Source organism: Lawsonibacter faecis (assembly GCF_014287675.1).
Lineage (GTDB): Bacteria > Bacillota > Clostridia > Oscillospirales > Oscillospiraceae > Pseudoflavonifractor > Pseudoflavonifractor faecis.
In genome coordinates this window covers 25894-43287 of sequence record NZ_JACOPQ010000010.1, presented here as the reverse complement: position 1 = coordinate 43287, position 17394 = coordinate 25894, and the positions used below count along the sequence as shown (strand labels likewise).

The 17394-nt window shown below is 63.3% G+C and carries 12 protein-coding genes; all 12 read left to right on the top strand.

Going from position 1 to position 17394, the window contains the following annotated elements; translation table 11 throughout:
* Positions 1 to 12: 12 nt before the first annotated feature.
* The 12 genes from H8S62_RS12640 (at position 13) to H8S62_RS12585 (ending at position 17285) form a co-directional block, all read left to right on the top strand.
* Entirely contained in the window at positions 13 to 1749 is a 1737-nt protein-coding gene (locus tag H8S62_RS12640) for an ASKHA domain-containing protein (RefSeq protein ID WP_186919664.1), read from the top strand.
* Positions 1750 to 1764: 15 nt separating this feature from the next.
* Positions 1765 to 2691 carry a CobW family GTP-binding protein gene (locus H8S62_RS12635; RefSeq protein WP_155151220.1) on the top strand — a complete coding sequence of 309 codons (927 nt, stop codon included), beginning with the start codon at positions 1765 to 1767 and terminating at the stop codon, positions 2689 to 2691.
* A 239-nt stretch (positions 2692 to 2930) separates the two neighbouring features.
* Entirely contained in the window at positions 2931 to 3509 is a 579-nt protein-coding gene (locus H8S62_RS12630; RefSeq protein WP_155151223.1) for a TetR/AcrR family transcriptional regulator, read from the top strand.
* On the top strand, positions 3502 to 5943 hold the full coding sequence (locus tag H8S62_RS12625; RefSeq protein WP_186919662.1) for an efflux RND transporter permease subunit: 2442 nt from the start codon (positions 3502 to 3504) through the stop codon (positions 5941 to 5943). Before H8S62_RS12630 ends, H8S62_RS12625 begins: the two co-directional genes overlap by 8 nt.
* On the top strand, positions 5930 to 9181 hold the full coding sequence (locus tag H8S62_RS12620) for a peptidase (RefSeq protein WP_186919660.1): 3252 nt from the start codon (positions 5930 to 5932) through the stop codon (positions 9179 to 9181). Before H8S62_RS12625 ends, H8S62_RS12620 begins: the two co-directional genes overlap by 14 nt.
* 315 nt (positions 9182 to 9496) lie before the next feature.
* On the top strand, positions 9497 to 9859 hold the full coding sequence (locus H8S62_RS12615; RefSeq protein WP_155151596.1) for an ArsR/SmtB family transcription factor: 363 nt from the start codon (positions 9497 to 9499) through the stop codon (positions 9857 to 9859).
* A gap of 72 nt (positions 9860 to 9931) precedes the next feature.
* Positions 9932 to 10150 carry a cation transporter gene (locus H8S62_RS12610; protein ID WP_186919658.1) on the top strand — a complete coding sequence of 73 codons (219 nt, stop codon included), beginning with the start codon at positions 9932 to 9934 and terminating at the stop codon, positions 10148 to 10150.
* Positions 10151 to 10153: 3 nt separating this feature from the next.
* Positions 10154 to 10771 (top strand): class I SAM-dependent methyltransferase, encoded by a 618-nt coding sequence (locus H8S62_RS12605; RefSeq protein ID WP_186919657.1) that lies wholly within the window; start codon positions 10154 to 10156, stop codon positions 10769 to 10771.
* Between the two features lie 15 nt (positions 10772 to 10786).
* On the top strand, positions 10787 to 12640 hold the full coding sequence (locus H8S62_RS12600; protein ID WP_186919655.1) for a heavy metal translocating P-type ATPase: 1854 nt from the start codon (positions 10787 to 10789) through the stop codon (positions 12638 to 12640).
* 150 nt (positions 12641 to 12790) lie between these two features.
* Complete coding sequence (locus tag H8S62_RS12595; RefSeq protein WP_186919653.1) at positions 12791 to 14488, top strand: [FeFe] hydrogenase, group A; 1698 nt, start codon at positions 12791 to 12793, stop codon at positions 14486 to 14488.
* 65 nt (positions 14489 to 14553) lie between these two features.
* Positions 14554 to 15930, top strand: a complete 1377-nt coding sequence (gene ypeB / locus H8S62_RS12590; RefSeq protein ID WP_243255675.1) for a germination protein YpeB — start codon at positions 14554 to 14556, stop codon at positions 15928 to 15930.
* Between the two features lie 173 nt (positions 15931 to 16103).
* On the top strand, positions 16104 to 17285 hold the full coding sequence (locus H8S62_RS12585; protein WP_155151579.1) for an iron-containing alcohol dehydrogenase: 1182 nt from the start codon (positions 16104 to 16106) through the stop codon (positions 17283 to 17285).
* Positions 17286 to 17394: the final 109 nt, after the last annotated feature.

Below are 17394 nucleotides of genomic sequence, written 5' to 3'. Positions count from 1 at the left end.
AGGTTTCAGCCTATGTATCACATTAAGCTCGTCAACCAGGGCGTGACCCACAAGGCCGGCGGCGGGGAGACCCTTGCCCAGGCCTGCGCCGACGCGGGGTTTCCCCTGGACCTGGTGTGCGGGGGACGGGGCACCTGCGGCAAATGCGCCGTTGTGGTGGAGTCCGGGGGAACCCGGGAGACCGTCCTCGCCTGCAGGACAATCGTGGACAGAGACATGGCGGTTTATCTGGAGGAAACGCAGCTCTCCCGCGCCGCCGCCATCATCACGGAGGGCCGCACCGCCCACAAGCTCGCGCTCTCCCCCGCCGTCTCCAAGCGCTGCTTTACCAGGGGCGAACTGATGCCCGGGCACTGCGGCGCATACCTTGAAACAGGCTCCCCCGCCCTGCTGCGCAGCTTTTCCAGGCTGATTGCCGACCACTCCGTCGGTGAAATCACCTTTGTCTCCTACCGGGGCGAGGTAGTCGCGGTAGAGGCGGGGGACACCACGTCCATGCTCTACGGCGGCGCCATCGACATCGGCACCACCTCGGTGGTCCTCTACGCCTACGACCTGAACAGCGGTAAGCTGCTGCGGACCGAGTCCACGCTCAACGGACAGATCGTCCGGGGCGCCGACGTCATCAGCCGCATTCTCCACACCCAGCAGGCGGAGGACGGCCTGGACGAGCTGACCGGCCACATACGGGACACCGTCAACGGCCTGCTCGCCGCCGCCGAGTCGGATATTCCCGGCTACCGCGCCCACCTCTACCACCTGGTTCTCTGCGGCAACAGCACCATGCAGCACCTCTTCCTTGGGCTGGACCCCTCGGGGCTCGCCGCCGATCCCTTCGTCAACGTGACGGCGGGACTGGTCCGCTGCGCCGGCGCCGAGGTGGGGATGGACATGGCGGCCGGCGGCAGGGTGGATTTTCTGCCCCTGCTGGGCGGCTTCGTAGGCGCGGACACCGCCTCCGTCCTCCTCACGCTCCCCGTGGACGAGCGCCGCTGTCTGATGGTGGATCTGGGCACCAACGGCGAAATCGCCGCCGGGGGCGGCGGCTCCTACAAGGTCGCCTCCACCGCCTGCGGTCCCGCCCTGGAGGGCGGAAACATCGCCTGCGGGATGCGAGGCATGGATGGGGCCATTGAAAAGATCTCCATCGACGGAGACGCCCTCTCCTTCCGGGTCATCGGAGGCGGTGAAGCAAAGGGCCTTTGCGGCTCCGCCATTATCGACGCCGTGGCTGAGCTGCGCTCCGCCGGAGTCATCGACGAGAGCGGGCGGCTCCTCCCCGCCGACGAGTTCCGCGCCGCCCACCCAGGCAGCACTCTGGACCAGTATCTGGGCGAGGCGGGGGAGTACAATCCCGCCTTCTTCTTCACCCGCGGGGAACAGAGCGTCTACCTCGCCCAGCACGATGTGCGGCAGATTCAGCTGGCCAAGAGCTCCATCTACTCCGGCTGCGTCGCGCTTCTGGAGGCGTCCGGGCTGGCGCTGGAGGATCTGGACGCCCTCTACCTGGCCGGGGCCTTCGGCAACTATATTGACGTGGACCACGCCCTTGAGATCGGCCTCCTCCCCCCCATCCCCCGGGAGCGCATCGTCTCCATCGGCAACGGCGCGGGCCAGGGCGTTCAACTGTGTCTGCTGGATTCCGCTCAGCTGGACCGCTGCCAGGCCCTTCCCGCCTCCATCGAGCACCTGGAGCTGGCCACAAGCCCCAGGTTCATGGAGGAGTACATCATGAATATGAACTTTTGACCGGAGGAGATTGAAATGAGCAAACTGGTACTTTTGACCGGCTTTCTCGGGGCCGGCAAGACCACCTTTCTCAACCACATCCTGGAGGAATTTTCCGGCACGAAGGTGGGGCTGATCGTCAACGAGTTCAGCGGCACCGGCGTGGACGGCGCCCTGATCCGGCAGGATATCCCCGGTGCGAAGATGATTGAGCTCAACAACGGCTCCATTTTCTGCGCCTGCATCAAGGACTCCTTTGTGGACTCCCTCATCAGTCTGGCGGACCGTGACCTGGACTATGTCTTTGTGGAGGCCTCCGGTCTTGCCGACCCCTCCAGCATCTCCTCCATACTGGACCAGATACGCACCCTCTCCGGCGCCTCCTACGACTACTGCGGCGCAGTCTGCCTGGTGGACGCCCTCTACTTCCCCAAATACCTCAAGCTCCTGCTGGCCCTCCGCCGCCAGGTGGAGTACAGCCGGGCGGTGATTCTCAACAAGACCGACCTGGTGGATGAGGAGCAGCTCTCCCAGGTGGAGGCCTCCATCCGAGAGATCAACCCCAAGGCCGCAATCCACCGCAGCACCTACGCCCGGGTCTCCCTGCGGGCCATTCTGTCCGAGGGCGCGCCCGGGGAGGCCGCGGCCCGGGAGACCTCCAACACAGAGAGCTCCCGCCCCGTCACCGTCACCCTGAGCACGGCTGAGGCGGTCTCCCCCGAGGCGCTGCGGCGCTTTCTGGAGAACATTGCTCCCGCCACCTACCGGGTCAAGGGTTTTTGTAAAACCACCGTGGGGATGAAAAACATCAGCATGGTGGGTTCCGTCCTGCAGATGGAGGACTGGGGCGACGCCCTGGGTCAGACACAGCTGGTCATCATCTCCAGCGTTGGCGTGCGCATCTTCTCCGAGGTGCTCTCCGCCGCGAAGGAGTGCTACCGCGATCCGGTGGATTTGAAGTAAAGTGCCAACGGGAGTTTATGAAATTTAACGAGAAGAACGGGCCGCCGCGTCATTCTTCTGCACAGCCTCTGTCTGCCGCGCAGGTTCCGTCCGCATCGCCATTCTGCCAGTCCCGCGGGAGTTTCCGCGGGGCTTTTTTATGCTTTATCCATACATTTGTAGATTATCTTGACAACTATAGATTAGAGTGCTATAGTTCCCCATACCAACAGAACATCCGGGAAACGGAGGGGAGCACGATGCGGCACGACGGCAGCGGCGGTCCCAGGGAGGACCTGCGCCAGCGGCGGACCAAAAAATTTCTGATGACCGCCCTCATGGAACTCATGGAGGAGCGGCCTCTCAGTGAAATCTCGGTGGTGGACATCTGCGAGCGCGCCATGGTCCACCGCACCACCTTTTACGCTCATTTTGAGGACAAATACGCCCTGCTGCGGTATGCGGTCTCGGAGATCTACCGGGCCTTCCAGCCCGCGGGAGGGGCCTCGCGGGGCGGCGACCCCAGGACCTATTTCATGACCATCTTCCAGAACGCCCTCTCCTTTATGCGGGAGCACCGGGGCCTCTACCGCTCCGCCGCCTTCGCCGGGGGCGCGGATTTGCAGGCGCTGGAGAATTCTGTGGCAGAGGAGCTGACTCAGAACTTCGCGGCGGGCGGCTTTTCTCCTCCCGGTTCCCCGGACCTCCGGGCGGATATTGTCGCCCGCTTCTATGCCGGGGCCTGCCTGGCGCTCATCCGCTGGTGGCTGGACAACGATATGCCGGTTTCGGATGATGTGCTTCTATCTCACGCGGAAAGGCTGATCTTCCATGTCTGAGGGCAAAAAAACACTGAGCTTTATGGATAAGCTGGCCGGCTTCATCGTCGACAAGCGCAAAGCCTTCTATCTGGTCTTTTTGGCGGCGGTCCTCTTCTGCGGCGCGTCCATCAATAAGGTGGTGGTCAATAACGACATCACCACCTACCTCCCCGCCAATACCGAGACCCGGCGGGGCCTCACCCTGATGGACGAGGAGTTCACCACCCTCGCCAGCGCCAACGTGATGCTCACCAGCGTGACCTGGGAACAGGCCCGGGAGGTGGCCGACCGGATTGAGGCCGTCGACGGCGTGGCCTCGGTGACCTTTGACGACTCCGAGGACCACTACAAGGACGCCGCCGCCCTTATCGGCGTGGGCTACGACGGCGAGGACGGGGACGATACGGTGCTCACCGCCGCCCAGGCCGTTCAGGAGCTGGTGAAGCCCTACGACCACTACATCAGCTCCAGCGCGGGGGAGTACGACTCAGACAGCCTGATGAAGGAGATGAGCGTCATTCTCCTCATTGCCGCCGTGGTCATTGTGGCGGTGCTCCTCTTCACCTCCAAGAGCTATCTGGAGGTCATCGTCTTCCTCATCGTCTTCGTGGTGTCCGCCGTGCTGAACATGGGCACCAACTACTGGTTCGGCTCCATCTCCTTTGTCACCAACGCCATTGCCGTGGTGCTGCAATTGGCCCTGGCCATCGACTACGCCATCATCTTCTGCCACCGCTATATGGAGGAGCGGGACAACGGCCTGGACGCCCGGGACGCCGACGTGACCGCGCTCTCCAAGGCCATCGTGGAGATCTCCTCCTCCTCCCTCACCACCATCTCCGGCCTGGTGGCACTGATGCTCATGCAGCTTAAAATCGGCCTGGACATGGGCCTGGTGCTCTCCAAGGGCATCATTTGCTCCATGCTCACCGTCTTCCTCCTTATGCCCGGCCTGCTGATGCTCTTCAACCGCGGCATCGAGAAGACCCGGCACAAAAATTTCGTCCCCCGCATCACATTCTGGGGCAGAGCGGTGGTCAAGACCCGCTTTGTGCTGCCCGTCATTTTCCTCATAGTGGTGGTAGGCGGCATCTTCTGCTCCAACCAGTGCGAGTATGTCTTCTCCACCAACTCCACCAATTCGGGCAACAAGCCGGAGTACCGCATCGCCGCGGACAAAATCAACGACGCCTTCGGGTACAGCAACACCATCGCCATGCTGGTGCCCCGGGGGGACTACGACAAGGAGGGGGCCGTCCTCCGCCGGGTGGCGGAGCTGCCCGGCATCAAGGGCGCCACGGGCCTTGCCAACATTGAGGTGGAGGACGGCCGGATGCTCACCGACAAGATGAGCCCCCGCCAGTTCGCCGAGCTGGCCGGGGTGGATATTGAGCTGGCCCGGCTCCTCTACCAGGCCTACGGCCTGAGCGTGGAGGAGTACGGGGCCATCTTCCAGAACCCGGACGACTACTCCGCCCCCCTGCTGGACGTGTTCCAGTTCCTGCTGGAGCAGAAGGACAAGGGGGTCGTGAACCTGACGGGGGAACAGGCGGAGCAGGTGGAGGACCTCCAGGCCACGCTGGACGACGGCCTCCGCCAGCTCCAGGGCAGGAACTGGTCCCGCCTGGTCTTCACCGCCGACCTCCCGGAGGAGAGCGGTGAGACCTATGCCCTTCTGGACGAGATGCGCGCCGTCGCCGCCCAGTACTACGGCGGCGACGTGGTGCTGGTGGGCAACTCCACCAACGCCCGGGACCTGAGCGACTCCTTCTCCGGCGACAACCTGAAGATCAGCATCCTCACCGTCCTCTTTGTCATGGTGATTTTGCTCTTCACCTTCAAATCCGCAGGTCTCCCCATCCTGTTGGTCCTCACCATTCAGGGCTCCATCTGGATCAATTTCTCCTTCCCCTATCTCACCGGGACCAACCTCTTCTTCCTCTCCTATCTCATTGTCAGTGCCATCCAGATGGGCGCGACCATCGACTACGCCATCGTCATCACAAACCGCTATATGGAGCTGAAGACCCTCATGGACCGCAAGGATGCCGTCGTGGAGGCCCTGACCCAGAGCTTTCCCACCGTCTTCACCTCGGGTACCATTATGACGGTGGCGGGCTTCCTCATCGGCAGGCTGTCCACCGATTCCATCATCAGCTCCATCGGCGCGACCCTGGGCCGGGGCACCCTGACGTCCATCATTCTGGTCATGACGGTGCTGCCCCAACTCCTGCTTCTGGGCGACTGGCTCATCGAGCGCACCGCAATCACCCTCCGGCGGGACGGCAAGCAGCGCTTCAACAACGGCGTCATGCGGCTGGACGGCCACATCCGCGGCCATGTCTCCGGCTTTGTGGACGGCGAGATTAAGGGCGTCATTCGGGGCAGCGTGGACGCCCTCATTGAGAGCAAATACCAGGAAAAGGAGGTGGAGGACGATGAAGAGACTTAGCCGCGTCTCCGCCGCCCTTCTGGCGCTGCTGCTCCTCTGCGGGCTTCTCCCACCCGCCCCGGCCGCGGGCGGAACGCCGGCCCCGGAGACCACACTCTCCATCTCCACCGCCCGGGAGCTGGTCCAGCTCTCCAGGGACTGCACGCTGGACACCTACTCCCAGGGCCTCACGGTTGTGCTCGCCGCCGATATCGACCTGGCGGGCTCAGACTTCGCCCCCATCCCTGTCTTCTGCGGAGAATTCGACGGCGGCGGTCATACTGTAAGGGGTTTCTCCTACACAGGAAAAGGCTCCGACTACGGCTTCATCCGCTACCTCCAGGCCGGGGCGGTGGTCCATGATCTGACCGTCGAGGGCCGGGTTGCCCCCAGCGGAACCAAGTCCGGACTGGGCATTATCGCCGGGCAGAACCGGGGAACCATCCGGGACTGCGCCGTCTCCGGCGCAGTGGCCGGCGACGAGGACGTGGGCGGCATCGCCGGCGTAAACGCCGAGACCGGGTCCATCCACTCCTGTACCAGCGCGGCCGACCTCACCGGGAACCGCCGGACCGGCGGCGCGGCCGGCCGCAACGACGGCAGCATCTCCTCCTGTGTCAACCGGGGCAGCGTGAACATCGGCGAAAACGAGAACGCCATGGATACCGGCGGTATCGCAGGCCGGAACACCGGAGCGATCACCGGCAGCACCAACTACGGCGGCGTGGGCTACCAGCACACGGGCTACAACACGGGCGGCGTAGCCGGGCTGCAGAACGGCGTTGTGGAGCACTGCGTGAACTACGGCTCTATCCAGGGCCGGAAAGATATCGGCGGGATTGTGGGCCAGTTTGAGCCGGACTCCAACCTCATCTACGGTGAGGACCCCACCAAAGCCCTCTCCGAGGCTCTGGGCAGCCTCACCTCCCTCCTGTCCGACCTGACGGCGGAGCTCTCCGCCGCCGGAGCCAATACGGTAAACGATGTGTCCGCCATCAACGACGCCCTCGGCTCCATCGGCGATACCGCCCAGTCCAGCTCCGCCGATGCTGCGGACAACGCCAAAGCCGCCCTCGACCAGGTCTACGACGACGCGCAGGAGATCAACGCGTCCCTCTCCGCGCTGATTGACAGCGCGGACGCCTTCACTACCGCTGCCAATTCCGATGTGGACGCGCTGGGCGCAGCCCTCACTGATCTGCGGAAAGCGCTGGACAAGGGCCTCACCGAAACAGGCAGCGAGCTGGAGCGCGCTTATGACCTTGTCTCCTTCTACATCGACATGATCCACACCGACGAGGAGACCATCCAGAAGGCGATGGAGGATCTCTCCGCCGCACTGAAGAAGCTGGATCAGTTCCTTCAGGCCGTCAGCGGCGCGCTTACCAACGAAGCGCTGGACTTCTCCCAGAAGCTCGCCGCCGTCCAGGACGCGACCGCTTATCTGAACGGTTTCGACCTCTCCACCCCGGTGAAAAACATCAGCGGCGCAGTCAAGGATCTGACGGCCCAGCTCGGCTTCATCCGGGATGCGGTGGAGGACTCCGGCGAAATCCTCTCCAAGGTGGCGTCCGATACCCGCAACGCCATGGTCGAGGCCGCCGACCGGCTGGACGGGGCGGGCTCCGCCCTGAACGGCCACGCCGGGGACTTCTCCGGCCAGGCCGCCGGGCACCTCAAAACCGTGAACGGCGCGGTCAACAGCATTGAGGACACGCTGAAGGCCTGGGGCGAACAGACTGACACAGAGGGCCGGGCTGCCTTCGACAGCATCTACGGCCAGCTGGACCTCATCAACGCCCGGGTGGACCAGATGACCGCCAACGCCTCTTCCGCCAACGCCGACATTACCAACACCACCAACGCCATCATCCGCCAGCTGGACGCGGTGCGTCTGGCGGCCGCGGGCCTCAAGGAGACGCCGGAGAAAAAAGTGGACGACGTGTCCGACAGTGTGGAGGATGACGGCGCCAGGGGCAGGGTTTTCTCCTGCCGGAACGAGGGCGCCGTGAGCGGCGACGGCAACGTGGGCGGCGTGGTGGGCATCGTCTCCCTGGAGCTGGACCCCGACCCGGAAAATGATCTGGACATCGACGCCGACAAAATTCTGGTGGACACCACCGCCGTTATCAAGGCCACCACCCGCGCCTGCGTGAATCTCGGCGCTGTGGCCGCCAAGAACGACTGCGTGGGCGGCATCGTCGGCCGGGGCGACCTGGGCGCCGTGCTGGACTGCCAGAATTACGGCAGCGTGGAGGCCGCCGGCGGCAGCTACTGCGGCGGCGTGGCCGGGCAGGCCCGCTCCCCCATCCGCCGGTGCTATGTGCTCTGCGACCTCACCGGCAACGACAGCGTAGGCGGCGTGGCCGGGTCCGGCCGGGACATCCAGGACTGCCGCGCCATGGTGCGCATCGACAGCGACGGCGAAAGGCTGGGAGCCATCGCGGGCGGATCGGACGGCACCCTCTCAGGCAACTTCTTTCTGGCGGAGGAGCTGGCAGGGGTGGACGGCGTGAACTACGCGGGCCGGGCGATGCCGCTGAGCTACGCCGACTTCACCGCGCTGGAAGGCCTGCCCGCGCAGTTTTACACCTTTGAAGTGACTTTCCAGGCCGATGGGCAGACCTTGAAGACGATTACCGTGGACTACGGCGGCAGGCTCTCCCCCGACCAGTTCCCGCCGCTCCCCGGGCGGGAGGGCTGTTCCGCCGCCTGGGAGGTGTTTGACGCGGACGATATCACCCGCAGCATCACCGTTCACGCAGTCTATACGCCCCTCGTCTCCGCCATCTCCACCGGAGAGGCCCAGCCCCGCCTGCTGGCGGAGGGCAGCTTCTCCCCCGACGCCGCACTTCTCCTGGAGGACTGGACGCCCGACGCCTATCTCATTCCCGCGGGGTACAGCCTGCGGGCGGCATACAGCTATGAGATTTCCGGCGGGGACGCCGTGGAGGAGGTCACCCTGCGCGTCCGCTGCGGCGACGGCAGGTGCAGGGCGGGAATCCTGCAGGACGGCGCGCTGGCCTTCCCCGCCTCCACCGCGGACGGCAGCTACCTGGTCTTCCGCGCCCCCTCCTCCGGCACGCTGCTGATCCTGGAGCGGCAGATGAACTGGCTGCCCATCATCATGGCTGCTGTGGGCGCGCTCCTGCTCCTGGCGGCGTTTATCATTATGCGCAGCCACCAGAACCCGCGCAGGCGCCCGCCTGAAGTCCCCGCGGACAATTCTTCCAAGTCCCGGGGCGAACGGCCGGTGTAGAGACAAAAAAGCGGAGGTATTCGGGACCGTTCCCGAATACCTCCGCTTTTTTGTCTCTCCGTCAAACCGTCCGGAATCCCTGTGAAACGCCGGATTCTCCCGCCCGGCTTAGACCTTGCTTGAAAAATGCCAACACGTCCAATCGGCGGGCTTTTTTCCGCCTGGACGGCGCAGTTTTTCCTTGAAATCTGTAAGGCCTAACCCTGGAATCAAGCCGCTCCGGCTTTTTCAAAAATTCCTATTGACAACAGCCCGGCGCCGTGTATAATAAACATATGAACAATAGCTCATATGTAATTAGGAAGGAGGATTTCCATGGAGGATAAAAACGGAGTCGAGCGCTGTGAATTCATTCACGCCCACGAGGAGATCGTCGACAAGGTCAACGCCGCCATGCCTGACGATGAGATTCTCTACGATCTGGCCGAGCTCTTTAAAATTTTTGGCGACTCCACCCGCATCAAAATTCTGTACGTCCTGTTTGAGTCCGAGATGTGCGTATGTGACATCGCCCAGCTCCTCAACATGACCCAGTCGGCCATATCCCACCAGCTCCGGGCCCTCAAGCAGAGCAAGCTGGTCAAATACCGCCGGGAGGGCAAGACGGTCTTTTATTCCCTGGCCGACGCCCATGTGCGCACCATCATCGATCAAGGCATGGAGCACGTTGCCGAGTAGCCCCCTCCCCGGGGCGCAGCCGGGGATTCATCCCGTGCTGTCATCATAACACGATTATTGGAGGGTATTACCATGAAAAAGCGTTTTAAGCTGATGGATCTGGACTGTGCCAACTGCGCCGCCAAGATGGAGGACGCCATCAAGAAGATCGACGGCGTGAACGACGCCTCCGTCAGCTTTATGACCCAGAAGCTCAGCATCGACGCCGATGACGCCCGTTTTGACGAGATTATGGCCCAGGTCGTCGCCGTCTGCAGGAAGGTGGAGCCAGACTGCACCATCCAGCTCTGAGCTATGCCAAGGAGCTTTTGGGACCGCTGGGCCGGGTTTTATGATCTGGCGGAGAGGACCAACCGCACGGCGGTGGAGGGCATTCTCCGCGCTGTGGTCAAGCGCATCCCCGCCGGGGCCGGCGTGCTGGAGTGCGCGGCGGGCACCGGGGCGATCTCCATCGCCGCCGCGTCCAGGGCCGGGCACGTCCTGTGTACGGATATGTCCCTGCCGATGCTTGAGCGGGCCAAAACCAAGGCTGCGCGGCTGGGGCTCGCCAACATCTCCTTTGAGCGGCGCGACCTCCTGTCCCTCCCCGACCCGGACGATTGGTACGACGTAACCGTCGCGGCCAACGTCCTCCACCTCCTCCCCGCTCCGGAGGATGCGGTCCGGGAGCTCTGGCGGGTGACGAGGCCGGGCGGCCTGCTGCTGCTCCCCACCTTTCTCCAGGGCGAGGGCGGCTGGGGCTTCACCAATATTCTGATTCCCGCCTATCAGCTGGCCGGCTTCCGGCCCAAACACCGCTTTACCCGGCGCAGCTATCGGGAGATGATCGATGGCTGCGGCCTGGGAAGGGCGGACTACATTCTGGTCAAGGGGCGGCTGCCCGCGGGGCTTGCCGTGCTCCAAAAGCCATAACGGAGTGGATAAACCATGTCAATGAAGCAGAAAAAAATGCTCGCGCGGATTATCTCCAGCGCGGTTTTGCTGGTAATAGCGGTCCTCATCCCTCTGGAAGGGCTCTTCCGGCTCCCCCTCTTCCTGGTCCCCTATGCAGTCATCGGCTGGGACGTTCTGTGGCGCGCCGTACGCAACATCGCCCACGGGCAGATATTTGACGAGAATTTTCTTATGGCTCTTGCCACGGTGGGCGCGTTCTTCACCGGCGATTACCCCGAGGCCGTCTTCGTCATGCTCTTCTACCAGGTGGGCGAGCTCTTTCAGAGCTACGCCGTGGACCGCTCCCGCAAGTCCATCACCGAGCTGATGGACATCCGCCCGGACTATGCCAATATCGAGCGCGACGGCAGGCTGGAGCAGGTGGACCCGGAGGACGTGGCTCTGGGCGACATCATTGTGGTAAAGCCCGGCGAGCGCATCCCCTTGGACGGCGTGGTGCTGGAGGGGACATCCAGCGTCAACACCTCCGCCCTCACCGGCGAGTCCCTCCCCCGGGAGGCGTCGCCCGACAGCGACGTGATTTCCGGCTGTGTCAACATGACCGGCCTGCTCCGCATCCGTGTCACAAAGCCCTTTGAGGAGTCCACCGTGGCCAAAATCCTGGACCTGGTGGAAAACTCCAGCAGCAAGAAGGCCAAGGCCGAACATTTCATCACAAAGTTCGCCCGGTACTATACCCCCGTGGTGGTCCTCGTCGCCGCCCTTTTGGCAGTTTTCCTCCCCTTCTTCGCCGATGTGGGCTGGTCCGAGAGCATCCACCGCGCCCTCATCTTCCTGGTCATCTCCTGCCCCTGCGCCCTGGTCATCTCAGTGCCCCTCTCCTTCTTCGGCGGCATCGGCGGGGCTTCCAAGCAGGGCATCCTGGTCAAGGGCGGCAACTACCTGGAGGTCCTCTCCAACGCGGAGATAGTCGTTTTTGATAAGACCGGCACCCTGACCAAGGGCGTGTTCAACGTGACTGCCATCCACCCCGACCAGTGCTCTGAGTCCCGGCTTCTGGAGCTGGCCGCCCTGGCGGAGTCCTACTCCGACCACCCCATCTCCCGCTCTCTCAGGGACGCCTATAACGCGCCCCTGGACGCCGGCCGCGTCGCCGATGTGGAGGAGCTCTCCGGCCGCGGCGTCCGCGCCAGGGTGGACGGGCAGCTCATCTGCGCCGGCAACGACAAGCTCATGGAGGAGATCGGCGTCAAGTGGCACCCCTGCCACAAGGTCGGCACCACCGTCCATGTGGCCGCCGAGGGCGAGTACCTGGGCCACATCGTCATCTCCGACGAGGTGAAGAGCGATGCCGCCCGGGCCATCGCAGACCTGAAGACCCAGGGCGTGCGCAAAACCGTCATGCTCACCGGCGACGCCAGGGCCGTGGGCGAGGCGGTGGCCGGTGAGCTGGGCCTGGACGAAGTCCACACCCAGCTTCTCCCCGCGGACAAGGTGGATCGGGTGGAAGCCCTGCTGACGCAGAAGACAGGCAAGGGCGCCCTCGCCTTCGTGGGCGACGGCATCAACGACGCTCCCGTCCTCTCCCGGGCCGACATCGGCATCGCTATGGGCGGCCTGGGGTCCGACGCCGCCATCGAGGCCGCGGATATCGTCCTCATGGACGATCAGCCCTCTAAAATTGCCGCCGCCATCGGCATCGCCCGCAAAACCCTGCGCATCGTCAAGCAGAACATCGTCTTTGCCCTGGCCGTCAAGCTGCTGGTACTGGCACTGGGCGCGATGGGTATGGCGAATATGTGGGAGGCGGTCTTCGCAGACGTGGGCGTGTCCGTTCTGGCCATCCTGAACGCCACCCGGGCGCTGAAGGCCGGCGGGAAATCGTGATGCGCCGCTCTCTGCACGATGAAATATTCCAAAAAATATCCCTGCGGAACATCCGCAGGGATATTTTGATAGTTGTGGTTGACTAACCGCCATTCTCTCTATTATAGTAATAATTATCAATACTATATATAGAGAAAGAGAGTGATTGGAATGAACAGGCATGCTTTTGCGGATATCCGTATTCCCATTGAGGGGGACAACCCGGCGATTGTGAGGGATGAGTCCCTCTGCATCAAGTGCGGCGGCTGCCGCCGAGTCTGCGAGCGGGAGATCGCCGTCGGGCGGCTGTACGATCTGCTGAGCACCGGCGATACCGCCATCTGTATCCACTGCGGCCAGTGCGCCAACGCCTGTCCGGTGGACTCCATTACCGAGGCATACGAGTACTCTGCTGTCCGCGACGCCGTCCGCGACCCGGACAAGGTGGTCATTTTCAGCACCTCCCCCTCGGTCCGGGTAGGGCTGGGCGAGTCCTTCGGCCTCCCCGCCGGGGCCTTTGTGGAGGGACAGATGGTGGCCGCCCTCCGTGCGCTGGGCGCCGACTACGTGCTGGACACCAATTTTTCCGCCGATCTCACCATTATGGAGGAGGCCAGCGAGCTGGTGGAGCGGATTACAAAAAAGGCCGGACCCCTGCCCCAATTCACCAGCTGCTGCCCCGCCTGGGTAAAGTTCGCCGAGACCTTCTACCCCGAGATTCTTCCCCACATCTCCTCCGCCAAGAGTCCCATCGGGATGCAGGGTCCCACCGTCAAGACCTATTTCGCCGCCCGGATGGGCATTGACCCGGCAAAAATCGTTAACGTTGCCGTCACGCCCTGCACCGCCAAGAAATTTGAGATCCGCCGCCCGGAGATGGCCGGCGCCGCCCGGGAGACCGGCGTCGCGGGCCTGCGGGATATGGACCACGTAATCACCACCCGGGAGCTTGCCAAGTGGCTCAAGGAGGAGGGCGTGGACTTCGCCGCCCTCCCGGAGAGCGGTTACGACAGTCTCATGGGCGCGGCCTCCGGCGCAGGCGTCATCTTCGGCAATACCGGCGGCGTGATGGAGGCGGCCGCCCGGACCGCCTACTGGCTGGTCACCGGGAAGAATCCCCCGGCCGACTACCTGAATCTCACCCCCGTCCGGGGAATGGATGGGGTCCGCACCGCCCGCGTGGAGATTGCCGGCGTCCCCCTCACCCTGGCCGTGGTCCACGGCACCGCCAACGCGAAGCTCCTCATTGAGGAGTGGAAGGCGGGCCGGGCCGGGTATGACTTCGTGGAGGTCATGACCTGCCGGGGCGGCTGCATCGGCGGCGGCGGACAGCCCAAGACCGAAATTCCCATGAGCGACGGCGTCCGCAGTGCCCGCATCGACTCCCTCTACGCCAGGGACGGCTCCATGTCCCTGCGCTTCTCCCACGAGAATCCGGACATCAGGCGGGTCTATGAGGAGTACTACGGCGTGCCGCTCTCCCGGCGGGCTGAGGACCTGCTCCACACCGCCTATATAAACCGGGCCGGCGATCTGGGTCCCTCCGGCATGGTGGAGAAACCCCTCACGGAGTACCCCGCGCCCGGCGCGGCCCCTGCCGGCGGCAGGCGCTGGAGGTGCGCCGTCTGCGGCTGCATCCACGAGGGGGACGCGCCTCCCGCCGAGTGTCCGGTCTGCCATGTGGGTGCAAATCTGTTCGAGGAGATGCCGCCGGAGGCGCCCGCCCCCGAGGCCTCATCCGCGGCGGACAGGCGCTGGAGGTGCACCGTCTGCGGCTGCATTCACGAGGGGGACGCGCCTCCCGCCGAGTGCCCGGTCTGCCATGTGGGTGCCGTCCTGTTTTCAGAAATTGAACGGCTGATTCGCTGACAAAATTTACATCCCATAAAACACGCCCCAAACCGGCCACACTAGCAACAAAAGGGGCGTGTTTTATGATGCGAAACCACAAGCGGAGCCGTAAGGCCAAAATACTTGCCGCCAGTTTTCTGGCAGGCGCTTTCGCCGTCACGGGCGGCTTTGCCGTGCAGGGCCACAGCCGTGCCGCGGCCTATGAGAATCATCTGAATAACAACTACCAGCACGCCTTTGCCGAGCTGACCACCGCCGTCTCCGAGCTGGATACGGCCCTCCAAAAGGCCAGCTACGCCACCTCGCCCTCCCTTCTCTCCTCCCTGTGCACCGAGCTGTTTGGCCGGGCCATGTCGGCACAGATGGCCATCGGCGAGCTGCCCTACGGCAACGTGGAGCTGGAGGAGACCGCCTCCTTTGTCGCCAAGGTGGGGGATTACGCCGTGGCCCTCTCCAAAAACACGGCGGTGAACGGCGTTTGCAGCGAGGAGGAGCGCTCCAACCTCCGCTCCCTGTCCGCCGCCGCCTCCGCCCTGTCTCAGATGCTCCAGGACCTCCAGGCCGATATTCACTCCGGCACCATTACCCTGGAAGATCTAAAGTCCGCCGAGCGTCGGCTCTCCTCCGCCACCGAGGACGGAGGGCAGGCCCTCGCGGGCTCCGCCTTCCAGACTGTGGAATCCGACTTTCCCGAGGTCCCCACCCTCATCTACGACGGCCCCTTCTCGGAGCACATCGCCAGCCGCTCCCCCCGGATGCTGGAGGGCTGTGAGGAGATTTCCCAGGATGATGCCAGGGCGGCCGCCGCCGCGTTCCTGGACCTCAAGCCGGAGATCTTCTCCCTGGTCTCCGCCGGCGAGGGCAGGATCCCCACCTGGGGCTTCTCCGCGGCGGTGGACGGCGGCGAGGTCTATCTGGAGGTGACCCGGCAGGGCGGCATGGTGGCCTCTCTGATGAACTCCCGAAGCGTGGGCGAAGCCGTCCTCACCCCGGAGGAGGCCGTGGAGACAGCCGCTGCATTCCTTACGGTGCGGGGGTATGCCGGCCTCTCCCCCAGCTACCACATCAATCAGGACAACCGGCTGACCGTCAACTTCGCCGCCTGTCAGGGCGAAGTGGTCTGCTATCCCGACCTTATCAAGGTCACGGTGGCCTTGGACAACGGACGCATCGTCGGCTTTGAGTCCGAGGGCTACCTGATGAACCACACCCAGCGCACCCTGGCGGAGCCTGCGGTTGCGCTGGCTCAGGCCCAGGCCGTGCTGGACCCCTCCCTCAGGCTCCTCTCCCACCAGCTTGCCCTGATCCCCACCGGAGGCGAGAACGAAGTTCTGTGCCATGAGTTTAAATGCGAAACCGGCGATGGAAAGCACTGCATCGTCTATGTGAACGCTCAGACCGGCAACGAGGAGCGCATTCTCCTCCTTATCGAGGACGAGAGCGGAACCCTCACCATATGAGTATTTTAGACTATCAAAATGTACCAAAAGCGCGGGAATTTTTCCCGCGCTTTTTTACTAAAAATTCGCCGAAATACCATTGACAAAATTTTATCAAAGGGGTATGATAGGGTCCGGTAAGAAAAGTTGTTAAAGATTTCACAATTACATATTACTATATGGAGGTACTCATTATGTCCAGATTTACTCTGCCCCGCGATGTATATTATGGCGCCAACGCTCTGGAGAACCTGAAGACCCTGAAGGGCAAAAAGGCCGTCCTCGTGCTTGGCGGCGGCTCTATGAAGCGTTTTGGCTTTGTCGATAAGGTCGTGGACTATCTGAAAGAGGCCGGCATTGAGACCAAGCTCATTGAGAATGTCGAGCCCGACCCCTCCGTGGAGACCGTGATGAGCGGCGCGGCCGTGATGCGTGAGTATCAGCCCGACTGGATCGTCGCCATGGGCGGTGGTTCTCCCATCGACGCCGCCAAGGCCATGTGGGCCTTCTATGAGTACCCCGACACCACCTTTGAGGCCCTCTGCATCCCCTTTAACTTCCCTGAGCTGCGCCAAAAGGCCAAATTCTGCGCCATCCCCTCCACCTCCGGCACCGCCACCGAGGTTACCGCCTTCTCCGTCATCACCGACTACCACAAGGGTATCAAGTACCCCCTGGCCGACTTTAACATCACCCCCGATGTCGCCATCATCGACCCCGCTCTGGCCGAGACCATGCCCGCCAAGCTGGTTGCCCACACCGGCATGGACGCCCTGACCCACGCCATTGAGGCCTATGTGTCCACCCTGCACACCGTCTTCACCGACCCTCTGGCCCTCAAGGCCATCGACATTGTGAACAACGACCTCATCAAGTCCTTCAACGGCGATATGACCTGCCGCGAGGAGATGCACTACGGCCAGTGCCTGGCCGGCATGGCCTTCTCCAACGCGCTGCTGGGCATTGTCCACTCCATGGCCCACAAGACCGGCGCCGCCTTCTCCACCGGCCACATCATCCACGGCCTGGCCAACGCCATGTACCTGCCCTACGTCATCGCCTACAACTCCAAGGCCCCCGGCGTGGCCGAGCGCTATGCAGACATTGCCCGCACCATGGGCGTGACCGGCGCCGGCACCGACGAGCTGGTCCAGGGCCTGCGCGCCAAGATCCGCGCCATGAACGACACCATGGGCATCCCCAACACCTTGAAGGACTTCGGCATCATTGAGGATGAGTTCAAGGAGAAGATCGCCGCCATCGCCGAGAACGCCGTGGGCGACGCCTGCACCGGTTCCAACCCCCGCCCCATCGACCCCGCCACGATGGAGAAGCTCTTCACCTGCATCTACTACGGCACCGAGGTCGACTTCTAAGACGCTACATAGAAAACCATCCCGTGCGTCTCAATCAGTACTCAATGTCCGCCGTCGGTACTGTACACCGCTTTACTTTACAGGATGAAATTGAAAAAGAGCCTCCGCA